Origin of the sequence: Lysobacter capsici (assembly GCF_014779555.2) — a bacterium.
In the GTDB taxonomy this organism is placed as follows: domain Bacteria; phylum Pseudomonadota; class Gammaproteobacteria; order Xanthomonadales; family Xanthomonadaceae; genus Lysobacter; species Lysobacter capsici.
In genome coordinates this window covers 2095306-2113853 of sequence record NZ_CP094357.1, presented here as the reverse complement: position 1 = coordinate 2113853, position 18548 = coordinate 2095306, and the positions used below count along the sequence as shown (strand labels likewise).

Sequence of the window (18548 nt, the reverse complement as noted above, 5' to 3'; positions counted from 1 at the left end):
CCGTAACGTGGCGCCGAACCGGCCATCCTGCATTGAGCGCGCTCAGCCCGATCACGCCGCCTCCAGCGCTTCCGACAAGCGCTCGACCGCGATCACTTCCATCTCGCCGATCTTGCCGCCGCGCGGCGCATTGCCCTTGGGCACGATGGCACGCTTGAAACCATGGGTCGCGGCCTCTTTCAAACGATCCTCGCCGTTGGGCACCGGGCGGATCTCGCCCGACAGGCCGACCTCGCCGAACGCCACGGTCTGCTCGGCCAGCGGCTGATCGCGCAGCGACGACAGCACCGCCAGCAGCAGCGGCAGGTCGACCGCGGTTTCCTGCACGCGGATGCCGCCGACCACGTTGACGAACACGTCCTGGTCGCCGACCGAGATGCCGCCATGCCGATGCAGCACCGCCAGCAACATCGCCAGGCGGTTCTGTTCCATGCCGACCGCGACCCGGCGCGGGTTCGACAGCGGCGAGGAATCGACCAGCGCCTGCACTTCGACCAACAGCGGCCGGGTGCCTTCGCGGGTCACCATCACGCAACTGCCCGGCTGCGGGCTGCGGCTGCCGGACAGGAAGATCGCCGACGGGTTGGGCACTTCGCGCAAGCCCTTGTCGCTCATCGCGAACACGCCGAGCTCGTTGACCGCGCCGAAGCGGTTCTTGAACGCGCGCAGCACGCGGAAGCGGCTGCCGCTCTCGCCTTCGAAATACAGCACCGCGTCGACCATGTGCTCGAGCACGCGCGGGCCGGCGATGCCGCCTTCCTTGGTGACGTGACCGACCAGGAACACGGCCGTGCCGGTCTCCTTGGCGTAACGCACCAACCGCGCCGCGCTCTCGCGCACCTGGCTGACCGAGCCCGGCGCGGCGGCGAGTTGTTCGGTCCACAAGGTCTGCACCGAGTCGGCGACGATCAGCGCCGGCTTCATCCGTGAGGCGTGTTCGAGAATGCGTTCGACCCCGGTCTCGGCCAGCGCATGCACGCCGTCCAGCGGCAAGCCCAGGCGCGAGGCGCGGCCGGCGACCTGCGACAGCGATTCCTCGCCGGTCACGTACAGGCCGGGCAAGGTCTGGGCCATGCGGGTGATCGCCTGCAACAGCAGGGTCGACTTGCCGATGCCCGGGTCGCCGCCGACCAGCACCACTGCGCCATGCACGAGACCGCCGCCGAGCACCCGGTCGAATTCGCCGATGCCGGTGCTGACCCGCGACTCCTCGCTGTGGCTGACGTCCTTGAGCGCGGTCACCGCCGGCGCGTCGGCGCGCCCGGCCCAACTGCTGCGGCGACTGGCCGCGACCCCACCCGCCCCGGCCTTGGCGGCCGGCTCGACCACGAACTCGCTGAGCGTGTTCCAGGCCCCGCACTCGCCGCACTGCCCTTGCCACTTGCTGTAATCGGCGCCGCATTCGGAGCACACGTAGGCGGTGCGGGCCTTGGACGCGGCGGACTTGCCGGGGGATTTGGACAGATTGGACACGGGTGCGGGCACTGCGAACGGAACGGAACCGCACTGTAGCGGCTGCCGGTCGCATCGTGCGAGACGCCGCCGCCGATCGCGGCAAAGTCCGACCACGAGTCGCGGCTATCCCCTTTCGGCTACCTGTAGGAGCGGCGCGAGCCGCGACCGCGAAACAGGCTTGCGTCGTGGGCGACAGGTCGCGGTCGCGGCTCGCGCCGCTCCTACAGGGGGCCACCGAGCAACCGCTGCATCGTGCGAAATGCGAGTACGTGATCGCGGCAAAGTCGGCCATCAGCCACCGCCGCTCCTCGCCCGCTACCTGTAGGAGCGGCGCAAGCCGCGACCGCGAAACAGGCTTGCCGTCGTGGGTGAGAGGTCGCGATCGCGGCTCACGCCGCTCCTACAGGGCTTTGGCCAGACCGCGAACCGACCTGCGCAGGCACGCACCGAAGCCGCGTCGCATCCGTTCAAACCATCGGATAAGCCGCGATCGTGAAACACGCCTGCCGTGCAGGCCGAGTCCACCATCGCGGCTTATGACCAAGATAATTTCCGCGGAACGCCAGGCCCGCCGCCTCGCTGGCGTCGGCGCACCCTAGATGCCAGCCATCACGCCGCAATCGGCCGATGCTGCTCGGGATAGATCGCATACAGCGTCTGCTGCGGCTGCGCCAGCAGCCCGCCGACATCGTCGCTGGCCACGATGCTGTAGCCGCGCGCGTCGATGTCCTTGGCGATCGCATGCCAGTCCAGCTTCGGCATGGCCATCGCGGTATCGATGGTCCAGCCGAAGCGCAGCGCGCCGAGCGCCTTCATTTCGTCCAGCGGCAGCCAGCTGTCCGCCGGCGCCACCACATACCCTTCCTCGTTCCCTACCACGAATACGTCTACGCGCATTTTCGTCAGTGCCTTCGCTGTTGATCCGCAAGCCGGCGCATGGTGGCGACCGGCCCGATAAAAAATAGTGAAAAAGGGATGGCGGATTGGTGAAGACGCCGCCGATGCGCAGTGTGGGTTCACGTTCTATGCACGCGGATGACAAGCGCCGCATTGAGCACAGTTTGCACAGCGACGGTCGCAAGGCCTGCGACCGAGAGGCCGGATTCACGCATCGGCACGCGTGAAATCCCGATCGCGCCCGACGCCTTTCGCTGCGACGCAACATGATCCTGGCGCGATCGCATCATCGAATCGCCGTCAAACCGGGCTTTGTATCTCGGCCAGCAACTGGGTAAAGACCGGGGCCTGATCCGCGTCATCGGGACGATCGCGCGCATCGCCCATCGCATCGGCCAGGCGGCTGAGCGCGGCGGTCAGGTCGACGGATGACGTGTCGGTCTTCGCCGATGCCGCAACCGATGCAGTCAGCGGCCGGCCGATATCGATAAGTTGGGTGACGCAGCGGTGCACCACCGCTAGGGCTACGGTGTTCCGCTGTTGCTACGCGACGGGGCATTCGCATGCACTATGCCGAGGGAATGCGCCTGCCTTTGGAAGATCGACCCCAACGCCATGCTCGGTGCTTCTACCAGCACTTTGCCGCTGGTGATGGTGACTGAATCCACGACTTTATCGTTGACGGTAACCGGCTTGGTCGCAACGGCGCTCCTGGATATGGGCATGGCTTGCACGGCAGGCAATGAAAGCCGGCCGAGCGTTTATCCGAGCACGACTGCGCCATACGAACCAACGATCGAATTCGATGCGGAGCGGCAGCTCTCACGAGCATTACGCGGATCAAGCCTCAGCGTGGCCATGCGCGACACGCGGGACTGAAGTCGTTGCTACCTTGGCCTGAACCAGGCTATACGCGCGCCATCCTCAGCGATGCGATAACGCAATTCGAAGCACCGCGACTCGTGCAATACCTGCGGCCAACTGCGGCAGCGGTACTTGACGGGCTGTTGCTCTGGATGATGTTCAGCGAGCCAAGACTTCGCGGCGACGAGCGCGGTCCAACCATCAATGGCCAACGCATGCGCCGCATCGCGCAATGCTCGCACGATACCGGAGGTGGGCCAGCGAATTTGTCCATCGGGAGAAATTCCGTTGACGAATAAATCGATGCCCGCGTCTGACTGCATGAAGGATATCGCCTGATCCACCGCTTCTTTCATGTCACCGGCGAAGACACGCAGTTGCTCGAAATGCTCGACGATGCGCGCATACACCCCCTGTAAATAAGCGCGCGCTTTTTCACACCCTTCGATGGACCACAGGTCGAAGCGCTCGATGAAGTGATGCACAAGCCCATTGCGCAGGTCGACAAGTTCCTTCAATGAGGCTTGAGTCTGGACGTAATCCGTTTCGGACATGGACACATTGATTCGAAAGCTGATCGAAACGACATCGCTCGTTCCAGAACAGATGGCCGGCTCCACCGAAGCACGGTCGCCGTTGACCAGAAATGAACCGACAAACTTGCCCACAGATTGACCTAGCGTATTCGCCGCCACTGCCTCGACGCGCGTCTGCTTTAGCCGTGAAAGCTCGGACGCGGGACCTGAGAGCTCATGGTGGGCAATGACGCTCTTCATCAAACCTTCGTATTGCTGCAGCACCAGCACGCAGCGCCCCAACCATCGCTGGACTTCCCATTGCGCCGCCGCGATATCCGTATGCTCGTCCATCCCCGAACCCGATGCGCTATTCCCGCGCCGACTCTACCTCAGGGCCGTCGCAACCGGCACCAGGGGCTTTAATACCGCGGCGCTTTACTCGCATCCGGCCAGAGGCATGCATTGGCGTCGCGTCGGAGTTACATTGCAGGCCAAGCGGTGCGCACGCGCCTGTCGAACCGGGAACGATGGTTATGGAAGAACGTTATTTGTACGCCGCCGTTCGCATCGGCACGCGAGCAATCGGCGCGCGCGTCGCGCTGATCGCGCTGTTCCTGGCGACAAGCGCCGCGCAAGCTAGCGGCCACCTGCCCGGCATGCCGGTACCGCCACGCGACTTCGCCGACTTCGCCGCCTGCAAGGCGCATCTGCAGGAATTGCATCGCGGCGACCTGGCCACCGCTACCGACACACCCGAGGAAATCCGCCCAGGCGTGACTCGACAGATGCTGGTGGAAACCGACGGCGTGGTCGAAGCCGGCCCGGAGCAAGCGACCTATTCCTCGCGAGTTGGCGCGCAGATCCGCAGCCGCGACGAGGAACGCGGCTACATCCAGACCAATTACTCGTACAACGAGAAACGGTACGCGTGCAAAGGCCGGACACTGACGGGGACGGATGGCGGCGGCGGGTATTACTTGCCGGGGTACGAGAAGATCGAAACCAAGGCCTCGCCTTGAGGACCTCGCCTTAAGTCTGGTCAGGTCGGCGAATGATCGGTGCGCGGGCATCGCGGCGCGTGGTGGAACGTCGCTGACGAGGTTGGGCGAGGTGTTGTCGTGTGCGCGAGGCGAGTGCGGCGCGATGGGGTGAGCGGAAGCGGTTGAGCGGCAAACAAAAACAAAAAGGCCTCGCGGATGCGAGGCCTTTCTTTTCCGGGAAGCTTGCCGGCCGTTGGATCGGTGGCCGGGCGGTTGTTTCTTCTCGGGGTTACGTGGTGCCGGAAATAGGAATCGAACCTACGACCTACGCATTACGAATGCGCCGCTCTACCAACTGAGCTATTCCGGCGAGGACGGCAATTCTAGGCGGGACGGGGCCGGGCGGTCAATTCGATCCGGTCCGGCGCGGGCTCAGCCGACCAATGCTCAGCCGACCAGCTGCAGGCGCAGTTCCTTGGGCAGGGCGAAGACCATGTCTTCGCGCTCGCCCTCGAGTTCGCGCACGCCCTGGGCGCCCAGTTCGTGCAGGCGGTCGATCACCCCGCGCACCAGCACCTCGGGCGCGGAGGCGCCGGCGGTGACGCCGATGCGCTTGCGGCCGCGCACCCACTCGGGGTCGATTTCGACCGCGCCGTCGATCAGGTGGGCTTCCACGCCCTCGCGCTCGGACAGCTCGCGCAGGCGGTTGGAGTTGGAGCTGTTGATCGAGCCCACCACCAGCACCAGGTCGCACTGCGCGGCCAGTTCGCGTACGGCGTCCTGGCGGTTCTGGGTGGCGTAGCAGATGTCGTCGTGGCGCGGGCCCTGGATCGCCGGGAACTTGGCGCGCATGGCCTCGATCACGCTGCGGGTGTCGTCCACCGACAGGGTCGTCTGGGTGGTGTAGGCCAGGTTTTCCGGCTGATCCACCTGCAGGGCGGCGACGTCCGCGGCGTCCTCGACCAGGTAGATGCGGCCGGTGCCGGCTTCGCGCCGCCACTGGCCCATGGTGCCTTCGACCTCGGGGTGGCCTTCGTGGCCGATCAGGATCACGTCGCGGCCGGCGCGGCAGTGGCGCGAGACTTCCAGATGCACCTTGGTGACCAGCGGACAGGTCGCGTCGAACACCTTGAGCGCGCGCCGTTCGGCTTCCTGACGCACCGCCTTGGACACGCCGTGGGCGCTGAAGATCACGGTCGCGCCGTCGGGGACCTCGTCGAGTTCCTCGACGAAGATAGCGCCGCGACGCTTGAGGTCGTCGACGACGAAACGGTTATGCACGACTTCGTGGCGCACGTAGATCGGCGCGCCGAGGGTTTCGATGGCGCGCTTGACGATTTCGATCGCGCGATCGACGCCGGCGCAGAAGCCGCGGGGGTTGGCGAGCAGGACGTCCATGGGGGGATTGTACTCTCGTGGTGGACGGCTGGCTGATGCGGAGAAATGAGTTCAGAGGAGTGAAAAATGAGTAAAAAGCCGCTTTAACTCACTCCTCACTCCTCTGAACTCGTTCCTGCCCTCATCCACCGGGCCTCGAACGTTCCTCAGACTTGCCGCTGAACAGCCCATACACCGCGATCCCGACCGCCCCGGCCACGATCGCCGAGTCGGCGATGTTGAACGAGGGCCAGTGGTAATCGCGCCAGTACCACTGGATGAAGTCGACCACGTGGCCGTGGACCATGCGGTCGATGACGTTGCCGATCGCCCCGCCGATCACCAGCGCGTACGGCAGCGCGGTCTTCCAGTCGCCGCGCTCGGTGCGCGCCAGCCAGGTGGCCAGCAGGCCGCTGATCCCGACCGCGAGCACCAGGAAGAAATACTTCTGCCAGCCGCCGGCGTCGCTGAGGAAGCTGAAGGCCGCGCCGGTGTTGTAGCTGCGATACCAGTTCCACACGCCGTCGATCACCGGCACCGCGGTGTACTCGGGCAGCGAGGCCAGCACCCAGGCCTTGCTGAGCTGGTCGAGTGCGATCACCACGACCGAGACGATCAGCCAGGGCAGCGCGTTGCGGCCGGGTTTGCTTGCGATATCGGTCATCGTGGCTCGGATCTGTACTTGCGAAAGGGATGGCGCGAGAAGCGGATCGCTGCGCGCGGCGCGATGCCGCACGCAGCGATCAAGGCATCAGAACCAGCGACGGTCCTCGCCCTCGCCGGCGATGTTGTCGACGCAGCGGCCGCACAGGTCCGGATGCTCGGCGCTGACGCCGATGTCGGCGCGGTAATGCCAGCAGCGCACGCACTTGCGCTTGCCGGTCTTGACCGCGAGCACGGCGATGTCCTGGATCGCGTCGTCGGCGATCACTTCGACGTCGCCGCTGATGAACAGGAAACGCAGTTCGTCGGCCAGCGGCGCCAGCCAGTTCTGATCGGCGACGCCGCAGCGCAGCGAGATCTCGGCCTCGAGCGCGGCGCCGATCTGGCCGGCCGCGCGCATCGGTTCCAGGGTCTTGGCCACGTCGTCGCGCAGCGCCAGCAGCCGCTTGAAGTCTTCGGGCGACAAGGCCGCGTCGGGCGGCAACAGGGCCAGGCCGTCGTACCAGGTCGCGAACAGCACATTGCCCTCGCGCGGACCGCTGTCGGTGCCGGCCGGCAGATGCCGCCACATTTCGTCGGCGGTGTAGCTCAGGATCGGCGCGATCCAGCGCACGAAGGCTTCGGCGATGCGGTACATCGCGCTCTGCGCCGAACGTCGGCCGCGCGAGTTCTCCTGCATCGTGTACAGGCGGTCCTTGGTCACGTCGAGGTACAACGAGCCCAGGTCGACGCTGCAGAAGTTGCTCAGCAGCTGCACGATTTCGGCGAAGTCGTAACGCTCATACGCCGAGGCGATGCGGTCCTGCAGTTCGGCGGCGCGATGCACGATCCAGCGATCGAGCGCGACCATGTCGTCCAATGCGACCAGATCGCGCGCCGGGTCGAACCCGCTCAGGTTGCCGAGCAGGAAGCGCGCGGTGTTGCGGATGCGGCGGTAGCCCTCGCCGTTTTGCTTGAGGATCTTGTCGGACACCGACATTTCGGCGCTGAAGTCGGTCGAGGCGACCCACAGGCGCAGCACGTCGGCGCCCATCGCGTCGATCACGGTCTGCGGCACCACCACGTTGCCGAGCGACTTGGACTGCTTCTTGCCGTTTTCGTCGACAGTGAAGCCGTGGGTCAGCACCTGCCGGTACGGCGCCGCGCCGTCCATCGCCACGCCGCTGAGCAGCGCGCTGTGGAACCAGCCGCGATGCTGGTCGGAGCCTTCCAGGTACAGGTCGGCCGGCTTGCGCAGCCCATCCTGTGGACGCTGCGCGAGCACGCATTCGTGGCTGACGCCCGAGTCGAACCACACATCGAGAATGTCGGTGGCCTTTTCGTACTGCGCGGCTTCGTCGCCGAGCAGTTGTTCGGCGGTCATCGCGTACCAGGCGTCGACGCCTTCGCGTTCGACCACATCGGCGACCTGACGCATGATCTCGACCGAGCGCGGATGCGGCTCGCCGGTTTCGCGGCTGAAGAACAGCGCGATCGGCACGCCCCAGTAACGCTGGCGCGAGATCGTCCAGTCCGGGCGGCTCTCGATCATGTTGTAGATGCGCGCCTCGCCCCAGCCCGGGATCCAGGTGACGCCGCCGATCGCGGCCAGCGCGTCGCGGCGCAGGCCGGCCTTCTCCATCGAGATGAACCACTGCGGCGTGGCGCGGAACACCACCGGCGACTTGTGCCGCCAGCAATGCGGGTAGCTGTGCTTGAGCCGGCCCGAAGCCAGCAGCACGTCGTGCGCCTTCAACACCTCGAGGATGATCGGATCGACCTTGAAGATATGCACGCCGGCCAGGGTGTGCTGATCGGCCGGCGGCGTCGACGGCAGGTACAGGCCGCGTCCGTCGACCGGATTGATCTGCGCCGCGGTGTACTGATCGAGCAGGCCGTACTTCAGGCCGACCGCATAGTCTTCCTGGCCGTGGCCGGGCGCGTTGTGGACGATGCCGGTGCCGTCCTCGGCCGACACGTAGCTGTCGACCAGCACCGGCAGTTCGCGTTCGGCGTAGAACGGATGCTGCAGGCGCTGGCCTTCGAGTTCGACGCCGCGCGCGCGGCCATGCACCACTACTTCATCGACGCCGTAGCGCTTGAGCGCCTTCTCGGCCAGCGATTCGGCGATCACCAGCAGGCGACGTCCGCCGTCGGCGCGCTTGGGGCCTTCGACCAGCACGTAATCGAATTCGGGACCGACCGTCACCGACAGGCTGGCCGGCAGCGTCCACGGCGTGGTGGTCCAGATCGGCATCGCGATCAGGGTGTCGTCGTCGATCGCCGCGCCGAACAGCGCCGCGAGCCCGCGCGCATGCTTGGCGACATAGCCCACGTCGATCTGGGTCGATTCCTTGTCCTGGTATTCGATCTCCGCCTCGGCCAGCGCCGAGCCGCAATCGAAGCACCAATGCACCGGCTTGGAGCCGCGCACCAGATGGCCGCGCTCGACGATCTTCGCCAGCGAACGGATGATGTCCGCCTCGTAGCGGAAATCCATGGTCAGGTACGGATTTTCCCAATCGCCGATCACGCCCAGGCGCTTGAAATCGCGGCGCTGCAGGTCGACCTGGCTGGCGGCGTATTCGCGGCACTTGGCGCGGAACTGGGCGGCGTCGAGCTTGTCGCCGACCTTGCCGTAGGCCTTCTCGACCTTGGTCTCGATCGGCAGGCCGTGGCAATCCCAGCCCGGCACGTAGGGCGCGTCGAAGCCGGCCAGCAGCTTGGACTTGACCACGATGTCCTTGAGCACCTTGTTGAGCGCATGGCCGATGTGGATCTCGCCGTTCGCATACGGCGGGCCGTCGTGCAGGATGAAGCTGCGCTCGCGTTGACCGACCTTCTCGCGAATTCGCTGGTACAGGCCCTCGCTCTCCCAGCGCGCCAGGGTTTCCGGCTCGCGCTTGGGCAGATCGCCGCGCATCGGGAAATCGGTGGCCGGCAGCAGCAGGGTGGCCTTGTACGGATTGGCGGGTGCGGATTGGCTCGAATCGTTGGTCACAGCGGGTCTCAGGCAGTTTGGGTCGCGTCGGCGCCCAGGGCTGGCGACGCGGTCGGGCGTCGCGGATCGAGTTGCAGCAGTTCGCGCGCCTGTTCGGCGTCGCGATGCATTTGCACGGTCAGTGAATCCAGATCGGGGAACTTGAGTTCGGCGCGCAGATGGGCGACGAATTCGACCTCGATGCGGCGACCGTACAGGTCGCCGTCGAAATCGAACAGATGCGCTTCGAGCAGCGGTTCCACGCCGGCGACGGTCGGACGCGTGCCCAGGCTCGACACCGAGGCGCGCGGCTGCTCGCCGATGCCGTGAACCCAGGTCGCGTAGATCCCGGACAAGGCCGGGGTCTTGCCGCCGAAACGCAGATTGGCGGTCGGAAAGCCCAGGGTGCGGCCGAGTTGCTTGCCATGCACGACGTGGCCGCCGATCGCGTAACGCCGGCCGAGCAAGCGCCCGGCGCTGGCGAAATCGCCGGCCAGCAGCGCTTCGCGAATGCGCGTGCTCGATACGCGCTGCCCGTCCAGATGCACCGGTTCGATTTCGTGCGCGCTGAAACCGGCCTGTTCGCCGAGCCGGCGCAGCAGCGCGATGTCGCCGCCGCGCGCCTTGCCGAAACGGAATTCCGGGCCGACCCAGACCTCGCGCGCGGCCAGCCGCTCGACCAGCACGCGCTGCACGAAATCCTCCGCGCTCAGTCCGCTGAGCCGGCCGTTGAAACGCAGCAGGCCGACCTGATCGGCGTCCAGCGCCAGCAGCCCTTCGGCCTTGGCCCGCGGCAACAGCAACCGCGGCGGCGGCGCCTGCGGGGCGAAGAATTCGCGCGGCAAGGGCTCGAAACTCAGCGCCACCGCGGGCAGATCCAGCGCGCGAGCGCGCTCCACCGTATGGCGCACCAGCGCGCGATGCCCGAGATGCAGGCCATCGAAGGCGCCGATGCAGACCACACTGCCGTGCGGGCACCGCGGCCCGCCCTCGACGTCACGAAACAGCCTGCTCATTGGGTCGGTAATGGAAACCCGGACGGGCCGGGCCTGCTGAAAGGATGAATAAGGAAGTATAGCCGCCGCGCGCGCGTCTCAACGGCATCCAACCCCGCCGGTTCGATGCCGTTGCCGTGGCGATGGCGACCGCCGGGCCTCGCGTTTGCCGCGCGGCCCGGCCGTCAATGCCCGCGCAGATCGCGCGGACGGATGCCCTGCAGCCACAGCGCCGCGCCGTAGACCGCGCCACCGGCGCCGACCACCACCGCCAGCTTGAGCAGACGCTCCCACCACGGCCAGCCGGTCCAGCCCTGCCACAGCCACAGCAGGCTCAGCACCACCGCCGCCATCGCCACGCTGGCGACCGCGATCTGACGCAGGAACCGGCCCCAGCCGGGCTGGCGCCGATAGACCTTGGCCCGGCGCAGATACCAGGCCAGTTGCAGCGCGTTGGTCCAGCCGGCGATCGCGATCGCCAGCGCCAGACAGGCATGCGCGCCGGGCACTTCGCCGAGCGCTTCGCGCAGGTCGCCGGTGCGCGCCAACGCGGCCCGGCCGACATCGGTCAGGTACAACGCCGCCAGCAGCAGGGCCACCGTCGCGACCAGGTTGACCACCACCGACACCACCGCCGACTTGACCGGGGTCTTGGTGTCCTGGCGCGAATAGAACGCCGGCGCCAGCACTTTCACCAGCAAGAAGGCCGGCACCGCGGTCGACTGCGCCATCAGGCTCAGGCGGATCATCGCGGTGTCGTTGGGGGTCAGCTTGCCGTACTGGAACAAAGCCGCGATCAAGGCTTCGGCGCACAGCACCAGGCCCAGGCAGGCCGGAATACCGATCAGCAGGCACAGGCGGAAGCCCCAATCCAGGCCCTTGGAATAGCCCTCGACATCGGTCGCGGCATGGCGCTTGGACAGATGCGGCAGGATCACCGTGCCGATCGCCACCCCGAACATGCCCAGCGGGAATTCGAGCAGACGGTCGGTCAGGTACAGCCAGCTCACGCTGCCGACGATCAGGAACGAAGCCAGCGCGGTGTTCAGCAGCAGATTGACCTGCGCCACCGACGAGCCGAACAGGGTCGGCACCATCAGCCGCATGATCTTGCGCACGCCCGGATGCGCCCCGCCCCAGCGCGGCCGCGGCAACAGGCCGAGCTTTTTCAGCGCCGGCAACTGGAACGCCAGTTGCAGGATGCCGGCGAAGAACACGCCCCAGGCCAGGGCCAGCACCGGATTGAGGTTCAGCGGCTCCATCAGCGGGGTCGCACACGCCGCCGCGGCGATCATCGACACGTTCAGCAGCACCGGCGACAAGGCCGGAATCGCGAATTTCTCGTAGCTGTTGAGGATGCCGCCGGCCAGCGAGGCCAGCGAAATGAACAAGGCGTACGGGAAGGTGATCCGCAGCATCTGCGTCGCCAGCGCGTATTGCTCGCTCAACGGGTCCCAGCCCGGCGCGAACAACTGCATGATCCACGGCGCGGCGATCACCACCGCCGCGGTCATCGCCAGCAGCGCGGCCATCAGGGTGCCGGTGACCCGGTCGACCAGCGCCTTGACCGCGGCGTGGTCCTGTTTTTCCTTGTACTCGGCCAGCACCGGCACGAACGCCATCGAGAACGAGCCCTCGGCGGAGATCCGGCGCATGAAGTTCGGAATCCTGAACGCGATGAAGAACGCGTCCATGGCCGGGCTGGCGCCGAACTGCCAGGCGTAGACCTGATCGCGGACCAGGCCGGTGACCCGGGAAATCAGGGTCATGGCGCTGAAAATCACCGATGAACGCAGCAAACCGCCCTTGCTCATCGGCGCGTCCCCAGCCAGTTGACGCAACCCACTGAATCGGCCATACTTTTCGGTCTGATTTTCCGTAATTTCGTTTCTAGCAGCATCTCTTCGTCCAGTTCCATTAACGCTTTCAACCAAAATTCCAGGAATCCACCGTGGCAAACATCAAGTCCGCCAAGAAGCGCGCCAAGCAGACTGTCGTGCGTAACGCCCGCAACGCCAGCCAGCGTTCGATGCTGCGTACCGCCGTCAAGAAGGTGCTGAAGGCCCTCGGCGAGAACGACGCCGCGAGTGCCAAGTCCGCGTTCGACGTCGCTCAGCCGATCCTCGACCGTTTCAGCTCCCGTGGCCTGATCCACAAGAACAAGGCCGCCCGTCACAAGAGCCGCCTGTCGGCCCGCATCAAGGCGCTGGCCGCGGCCTGAGTCTTGCGACGACATAGCGTCGCGCACGATTGCAAGATCGTTCGCGGCGACATGCAAAAGCCCGGCTTCGGCCGGGCTTTTGTTTGGGCGAAGGGAAACCTCGCCGAAGCCATCGCCGCGAAAGACATCGGCGGACACACGGTCGCTGGCGCGCGCGCAGGGCATGCCGCGCATCATCGAGGCGACCGGTGAAGTCAGCTTGAAGTCGACGCGCAAACAGGCGCGCGCGTTGGCATGCGAACTGGCGCGCAAACGCCGGCCGCGCCGCATCGCGCGGCGCCCGGGGATTGCATTCGAAGACCGGCGAGCCCGCGGCTCAGGGCACATGGTCGCCGGCGGCATGCGCGGCTTCCAGCGCCTCGGCGCGCTGACGGTCGAAGAAGGCCATCACGTCCTGCATGATCGGAAAGGTGCCGTCGCGGCCGATAGCCGACACCAGGTACCAGCGGTCCTTCCAGCCCAGTTCGTCGATGATCGCCTGCGCGGCGGCCTGCTGCTCTTCTTCCAGCAGCAGGTCGGCCTTGTTGAGCACCAGCCAGCGCGGCTTGGCCAGCAGCTCGGGATCGTGCTTGAGCAGCTCGCGCTCGATCGCGCGCACCTGCTCGGCCGGGCTCACCCCGTCGACCCCGCCTTCCATCGGCGCGATATCGACCAAGTGCAGCAACAGACGGGTGCGCTGCAGATGGCGCAGGAACTGCGCGCCCAGGCCTGCGCCGTCGGCGGCGCCCTCGATCAGGCCCGGGATGTCGGCGATCACGAAGCTGCGGTGCGCTTCCACGCTGACCACGCCGAGGTTCGGATACAGCGTCGTGAACGGATAGTCCGCGACCTTCGGCGTCGCCGCCGAGACCGCGCGGATCAGGGTGCTCTTGCCGGCGTTCGGGAACCCGAGCAGGCCGACGTCGGCCAGCAGCTTGAGTTCCAGCTTGAGCTCGCGCTCCTCGCCCGGCAGACCCGGCAGGGCCTTGCGCGGGGTGCGGTTGACCGAGCTCTTGAAATGCATGTTGCCCAGGCCGCCCTTGCCGCCGTGCGCGACCAGCAGGCGGTCGCCGTGCGCGACCAGGTCGCCGATGACTTCGTCGGTCTCGACGTTGGTCACCACGGTCCCGACCGGCACCACGATGACCATGTCCTCGCCGCCCTTGCCGTAGGCCTGCCGGCCCATGCCGTTCTCGCCGCGCTGGGCGCGGAACTGCTTCTGATGGCGGAAGTCGACCAGGGTATTGACGTTTTCGTCGGCGACCAGCCATACGCTGCCGCCCGCGCCGCCATCGCCGCCGTCCGGCCCGCCGAGCGGAATGAACTTCTCGCGACGGAAGCCGATGCAGCCGTTGCCGCCATTGCCGGCGATCACTTTGATTTCTGCTTCGTCTACGAGTTTCATAAGAGCCGGGATTTGGGATTCGGGATTTGGGATTGGCAAAAGCTGAAAAACGGGGCCACCGAGGATTGTAGCGGGAGTGGCGAATCGGGTTTTCGCTGTTGCGAATCCCGAATCACCAATCCCGAATCCCGGCCCCAAACGAAAAGCCCCGCCGAAGCGGGGCTCCTCGTACAGCGTGGCGGCGCGATTACTCGGCGACGACGACGCTGACGGTGCGACGCTTCTTCAGGCCCTTGGTCGAGAACTCGACCTTGCCGTCGACCAGCGCGAACAGGGTGTGGTCGCGGCCGAGGCCGACGCCGGCGCCCGGATGGAACTGGGTGCCGCGCTGACGCACGATGATGTTGCCGGCCTCGATCGACTGGCCGCCGTAGATCTTCACGCCCAGGTACTTCGGGTTGGAGTCGCGGCCGTTGCGGGTGGAACCTACGCCCTTTTTATGTGCCATGGCTGCTGCTCCTTACTTGTTGTCACCACCGGCGATGCCGGTGATTTCGATTTCGGTGTAGTGCTGACGGTGACCCATCTGCTTGCGGTGGTGCTTGCGGCGGCGGAACTTGACGATGCGCACCTTGTCAGCGCGGCCGTGGCCGACGACCTTGGCGGTGACGCTGGCGCCCTTGAGCGCGTCGCCGAGCTTCACGCCTTCGCCGTCGCCGAGCATCAGGACGGTGTCAAACTTGATTTCGCTGCCGGCTTCGACATCGAGCAGCTCGACGCGGAGCGTCTCGCCTTGCATCACGCGGTATTGCTTACCGCCGGTGACCAGTACTGCGTACATGACCAGATTCCTCTGTAGTTATTTTTGGTCCTGCCGCACCCGAACCGGGCGGACAGAAGCGGAATTTTAGGGGATTCAGCGGGTTACGGCAACTATGGCCCCTGACCGGACCGGCTTGGAGACCCCGGGGCGGTGAAGCATCCCGGTCGAATCCGGCGCCAACAGGTCATTTTTCCATAAAAATTAATAATTTAGGCGAATCTTGGCCTGCCGCGCCGTCCCGTGCCCCCTGTAGGAGCGGCGCGAGCCGCGACCGCGAACCCACGCCGACGTCGCCCCCGTGAGGTCGCGGTCGCGGCTCGCGCCGCTCCTACAGGGGCTAGCCCGAGTCCCGCGCTGGACGGCATCGCACCACCGGATTCTTCGCCGATCTTCCGCATGCCTGGCGACTCGTCGACTCGCCAGACCCGACGAGACAACAGCCATCAAACAATCTCGGCGCTACGCGGCTTGAATACGCCAATACGCCGCGGATCAAAACGATTTGCGCGAACGCAAATATCCGCGCGCATTCGCGCAACCCCATCGCGAACACGCGGTTCACCGCCGATGTTGCGAACCTGCAACAGCGAAAACGCACGAAAACGATCGAACCGCCATCGGCGCGAAGTCGCGCCGCGTCGCATGCGCGGCGAAGAATCGTGCGGCAGTTCATACAAATCGCGCGTGGCGCGGCGAAATATAGATCGACTCAGTTCACAGTTCCGGAAGAAACTCGATTCGAAGCGAAAATAACCGCGCCGCTTTCGGCGATCGCGATAAGGACTGAAAATCCCTGTATTCGCGGGCCTTGGCGCCCGCCACCCTACCCTCACCATCGATGCGCATCGCGCGTGTTTGTGCGCTCAGTCGCATTCATGTCGTTATCACAGCTTTGATGACACTTGCATGCGATGGGTGCGCTCATTTAGCTTCGGTTGTGAGCGACTTGCAGGGGGTCGCGCGACAAGGAACGGCGACATCGAAGCGCAACGCGTGCGACGCATACGCGCAACGATGCAGCGGTCGCGTTGTATCCGGGGGCTCCGTGCATGTGGTTCGCAGTCGTCAGTTCACATCGGTTTTCGGCGCACAGGGTTCGCCCTCGCGCATCAGCCGCACTCCTCTTCTCGTCCGTGCAGCGCTTCGCGCGCGGCGACGGCGGCGCGCGTCTGTCACAGCACCCTGCAGTTCGAGCGCGTCGCGATACGCACGCGGCGGACTGCGCAAGGAAGTCCCGCGACGGCACGACGACACAGCCGTCGCGGACCTAAGGCCCGACGCTAAACAGGGGATGCGAAGGGGATCATGCGCAACGAAGGATCAAGGATGTTTGTCATGACTCGCAAAGCACGTTCATTGAAATGGACCGCACTGGCCCTCGCGACGGCCGTAGTCGTCGCGCCGGTGGCCTATTCGGGCAGCAAATTGCAGACGTTCTCGAAAGTACACACCGCCAACGCCACGACCTCGCCCAAGGCGGTGAAGGCGGCCGCGGCCGAGAAGAGCAACCGCTTCATCATCACCCGCGCGCCCGGCGCCGCGGCCAAGCCGGCTCCGGCCGCGCTCAATCAGCAGTACGCCAAGGCGGCGACCACCCTCGGCGTCGGCATTCTGCCGCTGCGCACGCTGGCCACCGGCTCGAGCCTGATCAAGACCGACACCGCGCTCGACAAGGCCGCCCAGAAAGAGCTGGCGATCGAGCTGATGAAGCTCGACCCGAGCATCGTCGAAGTCAGCACCGACCGCTTCTACAAGCCGCTGCTGGTTCCCAACGATCCCGGCTACGCCCAGCAGTGGCACTACAAGAACGGCCCGGGCGGCCTCAACGTCGAACCGGCCTGGGACATCGCCAACGGCGACGGCATCGTGGTCGCCGTGCTCGACACCGGCATCACCCCGCACAGCGACCTCGACGCCAACATCGTCGCGGGCTACGACTTCATCGTCGATACGGACGTCAGCGTCGACGGCGACGGCCGCGATGCGGATCCGAACGATCCGGGCGACTGGCACGACGGCGAATGCAACATCTTCGGCATTCCCGAGGACAGCAGCTGGCACGGCACCCACGTGGCCGGCACCATCGCCGCGGTCGCCAACAACGCCAAGGGCGTGGCCGGCGTCGCGTTCGGCGCCAAGGTCCAGCCGGTGCGCGTGCTCGGCAAGTGCGGCGGTTACGAGTCCGACATCATCGACGCGGTGACCTGGGCCTCGGGCGGCACCGTCACCGGCGTGCCGGCCAACGCGACCCCGGCCGAGGTCATCAACCTCAGCCTCGGCGGCAGCGGCGCGTGCAGCGCGGCCGAACAGCTCGCCTTCACCGGCGCGCGCGACCGCGGCACCACCGTGGTCATCGCCGCCGGCAACTCCAGCGCCGACGTGTCCGGCTTCTCGCCGGCGAACTGCGACGGCGTGATCGCGGTGTCCGCGGTGGGCCCGACCGGCACGCTGGCCGATTACTCCAACTTCGGCGACAAGGTCGACGTGGCCGCGCCCGGCGGTTCGGGCGTGACGCCGGCGGCCGACAACATCCTGTCGACCCTCAACCTGGGCCTGCAGGGCCAGGAAGGCGAAGGCTATGCGTGGATGGCCGGCACCTCGATGGCGGCGCCGCACGTGGCCGCGGTCGCCGCGCTGATGCAGTCCGCCGCGCCGAGCCCGCTGACGCCGGCCCAGATCGAAAAGATCCTGGTCAACACCGCGCATGTCGGCGGCCAGCCGGGCGGTTGCAGCTTCAGCAACTGGTGCGGCTCGGGCATCGTCGACGCGCGTTATGCCGTCGCCGTGGCCAAGGGCACCGAAGCGCTGCCGCCGGATCCGCAGGCGCCGGAACCCGAGCCGGCGATCGAGCTGGAGAACGGCGTCACCGTCACCAACATCGAAGTCGCCGCCAACGGCGTGATCAAGTACCAGCTGCTGGTTCCGAACGGCGCGTCCAACCTGCTGTTCGCGCTGTACGGCGGCACCGGCGATTCGGACATCTACGTCAAGTACGGCGCCGAGCCGACCAGCACGTCCTACGACTGCCGTCCGTTCACCTCGTCCAACAACGAGACCTGCTTCTTCCCGGCCCCGCAGGGCGGCGTGTGGTACGTCCAGGTCAAGGGCTACCGCGCTTCCGCCGGCATGTCGCTGTACCCGAGCTTCGTCGACGCCAACTATCCGCGTCGCGTCGAAGCCAAGGCCAGCGCGCTGCCGAATCACCGCACCTCGGTGAACCTGTCGTGGGAGAAGGGCAAGAAGAACATCGACATCTACCGCAACGGCGCGATCCTCAAGACCGTGCGCAACACCGGCGCCAACACCGATACCTTCCGCATCATCGGCAGCGGCACCATGAGCTACAAGCTGTGCAACAACGGTACGCAGGAATGTGCTGATCCGGTTTCGATCACGTACAACTCCAGCCGCTGATCGCAGCGTTCGCGTAACCACGAGGGGCCCGGTTGCCGGGCCCTTCGTTTTTGTGGGA

The 18548-nt window shown here is 66.1% G+C and carries 16 protein-coding genes and 1 tRNA gene; 3 read left to right on the top strand and 14 right to left on the bottom strand.

The genetic code is table 11. The features are described from left to right. Positions 1–51: 51 nt before the first annotated feature. The 5 genes from radA to IEQ11_RS08825 form a co-directional block, all read right to left on the bottom strand. On the bottom strand, positions 52–1464 hold the full coding sequence (gene radA / locus IEQ11_RS08840) for a DNA repair protein RadA (RefSeq protein ID WP_036113938.1): 1413 nt from the start codon (positions 1462–1464) through the stop codon (positions 52–54). A gap of 600 nt (positions 1465–2064) precedes the next feature. Then, a complete protein-coding gene (locus tag IEQ11_RS08835) occupies positions 2065–2352 on the bottom strand; it encodes a hypothetical protein (RefSeq protein ID WP_148650303.1) in 288 nt (95 codons plus the stop codon). Between the two features lie 300 nt (positions 2353–2652). Beyond that, positions 2653–2868: a hypothetical protein gene (locus tag IEQ11_RS08830; RefSeq protein ID WP_191822833.1), complete on the bottom strand. Its 216-nt coding sequence runs from the start codon at positions 2866–2868 to the stop codon at positions 2653–2655. Between the two features lie 8 nt (positions 2869–2876). Then, positions 2877–3077 carry a RebB family R body protein gene (locus IEQ11_RS25980; RefSeq protein WP_425494666.1) on the bottom strand — a complete coding sequence of 67 codons (201 nt, stop codon included), beginning with the start codon at positions 3075–3077 and terminating at the stop codon, positions 2877–2879. A 162-nt stretch (positions 3078–3239) separates the two neighbouring features. Beyond that, a complete protein-coding gene (locus IEQ11_RS08825; RefSeq protein ID WP_228464853.1) occupies positions 3240–4085 on the bottom strand; it encodes an LOTUS domain-containing protein in 846 nt (281 codons plus the stop codon). A gap of 11 nt (positions 4086–4096) precedes the next feature. Between IEQ11_RS08825 and IEQ11_RS08820 the strand changes: the two genes are divergently transcribed. Then, positions 4097–4753, top strand: a complete 657-nt coding sequence (locus IEQ11_RS08820) for a hypothetical protein (protein WP_191822831.1) — start codon at positions 4097–4099, stop codon at positions 4751–4753. Positions 4754–5008: 255 nt separating this feature from the next. On the opposite strand, the gene IEQ11_RS08815 is transcribed toward IEQ11_RS08820, so the two are convergent. The 6 genes from IEQ11_RS08815 to murJ all read right to left on the bottom strand — a co-directional run bounded on the left by IEQ11_RS08815 (position 5009) and on the right by murJ (position 12522). Further along, positions 5009–5084 (bottom strand) — tRNA-Thr (locus IEQ11_RS08815). Positions 5085–5161: 77 nt separating this feature from the next. After that, the gene (gene ispH / locus IEQ11_RS08810) at positions 5162–6112 is read right to left on the bottom strand and encodes a 4-hydroxy-3-methylbut-2-enyl diphosphate reductase (protein ID WP_036113812.1); all 951 of its coding nucleotides are present in this window, start codon (positions 6110–6112) and stop codon (positions 5162–5164) included. A gap of 121 nt (positions 6113–6233) precedes the next feature. Continuing rightward, on the bottom strand, positions 6234–6746 hold the full coding sequence (gene lspA, locus IEQ11_RS08805; protein ID WP_191822836.1) for a signal peptidase II: 513 nt from the start codon (positions 6744–6746) through the stop codon (positions 6234–6236). Positions 6747–6842: 96 nt separating this feature from the next. Further along, on the bottom strand, positions 6843–9656 hold the full coding sequence (gene ileS, locus IEQ11_RS08800; RefSeq protein WP_228464859.1) for an isoleucine--tRNA ligase: 2814 nt from the start codon (positions 9654–9656) through the stop codon (positions 6843–6845). Between the two features lie 86 nt (positions 9657–9742). After that, a complete protein-coding gene (locus tag IEQ11_RS08795; protein ID WP_191822829.1) occupies positions 9743–10729 on the bottom strand; it encodes a bifunctional riboflavin kinase/FAD synthetase in 987 nt (328 codons plus the stop codon). Between the two features lie 164 nt (positions 10730–10893). Next, positions 10894–12522: a murein biosynthesis integral membrane protein MurJ gene (murJ, locus tag IEQ11_RS08790; protein ID WP_096414131.1), complete on the bottom strand. Its 1629-nt coding sequence runs from the start codon at positions 12520–12522 to the stop codon at positions 10894–10896. Between the two features lie 137 nt (positions 12523–12659). On the opposite strand from murJ, the gene rpsT reads away from it, so the two are divergent. Continuing rightward, positions 12660–12929 carry a 30S ribosomal protein S20 gene (rpsT, locus tag IEQ11_RS08785; protein ID WP_036113822.1) on the top strand — a complete coding sequence of 90 codons (270 nt, stop codon included), beginning with the start codon at positions 12660–12662 and terminating at the stop codon, positions 12927–12929. 316 nt (positions 12930–13245) lie between these two features. Here the strand turns inward: rpsT and cgtA are convergent, their stop codons facing one another. From cgtA to rplU, 3 genes are all read right to left on the bottom strand, one after another. After that, positions 13246–14313 carry an Obg family GTPase CgtA gene (gene cgtA / locus IEQ11_RS08780; RefSeq protein ID WP_036113824.1) on the bottom strand — a complete coding sequence of 356 codons (1068 nt, stop codon included), beginning with the start codon at positions 14311–14313 and terminating at the stop codon, positions 13246–13248. Positions 14314–14500: 187 nt separating this feature from the next. Beyond that, a complete protein-coding gene (gene rpmA, locus IEQ11_RS08775) occupies positions 14501–14761 on the bottom strand; it encodes a 50S ribosomal protein L27 (RefSeq protein ID WP_036113826.1) in 261 nt (86 codons plus the stop codon). Between the two features lie 12 nt (positions 14762–14773). Beyond that, positions 14774–15094: a 50S ribosomal protein L21 gene (rplU, locus tag IEQ11_RS08770; protein WP_036113830.1), complete on the bottom strand. Its 321-nt coding sequence runs from the start codon at positions 15092–15094 to the stop codon at positions 14774–14776. Positions 15095–16411: 1317 nt separating this feature from the next. Between rplU and IEQ11_RS08765 the strand changes: the two genes are divergently transcribed. Continuing rightward, entirely contained in the window at positions 16412–18490 is a 2079-nt protein-coding gene (locus IEQ11_RS08765; RefSeq protein ID WP_191822828.1) for a S8 family peptidase, read from the top strand. Positions 18491–18548: the final 58 nt, after the last annotated feature.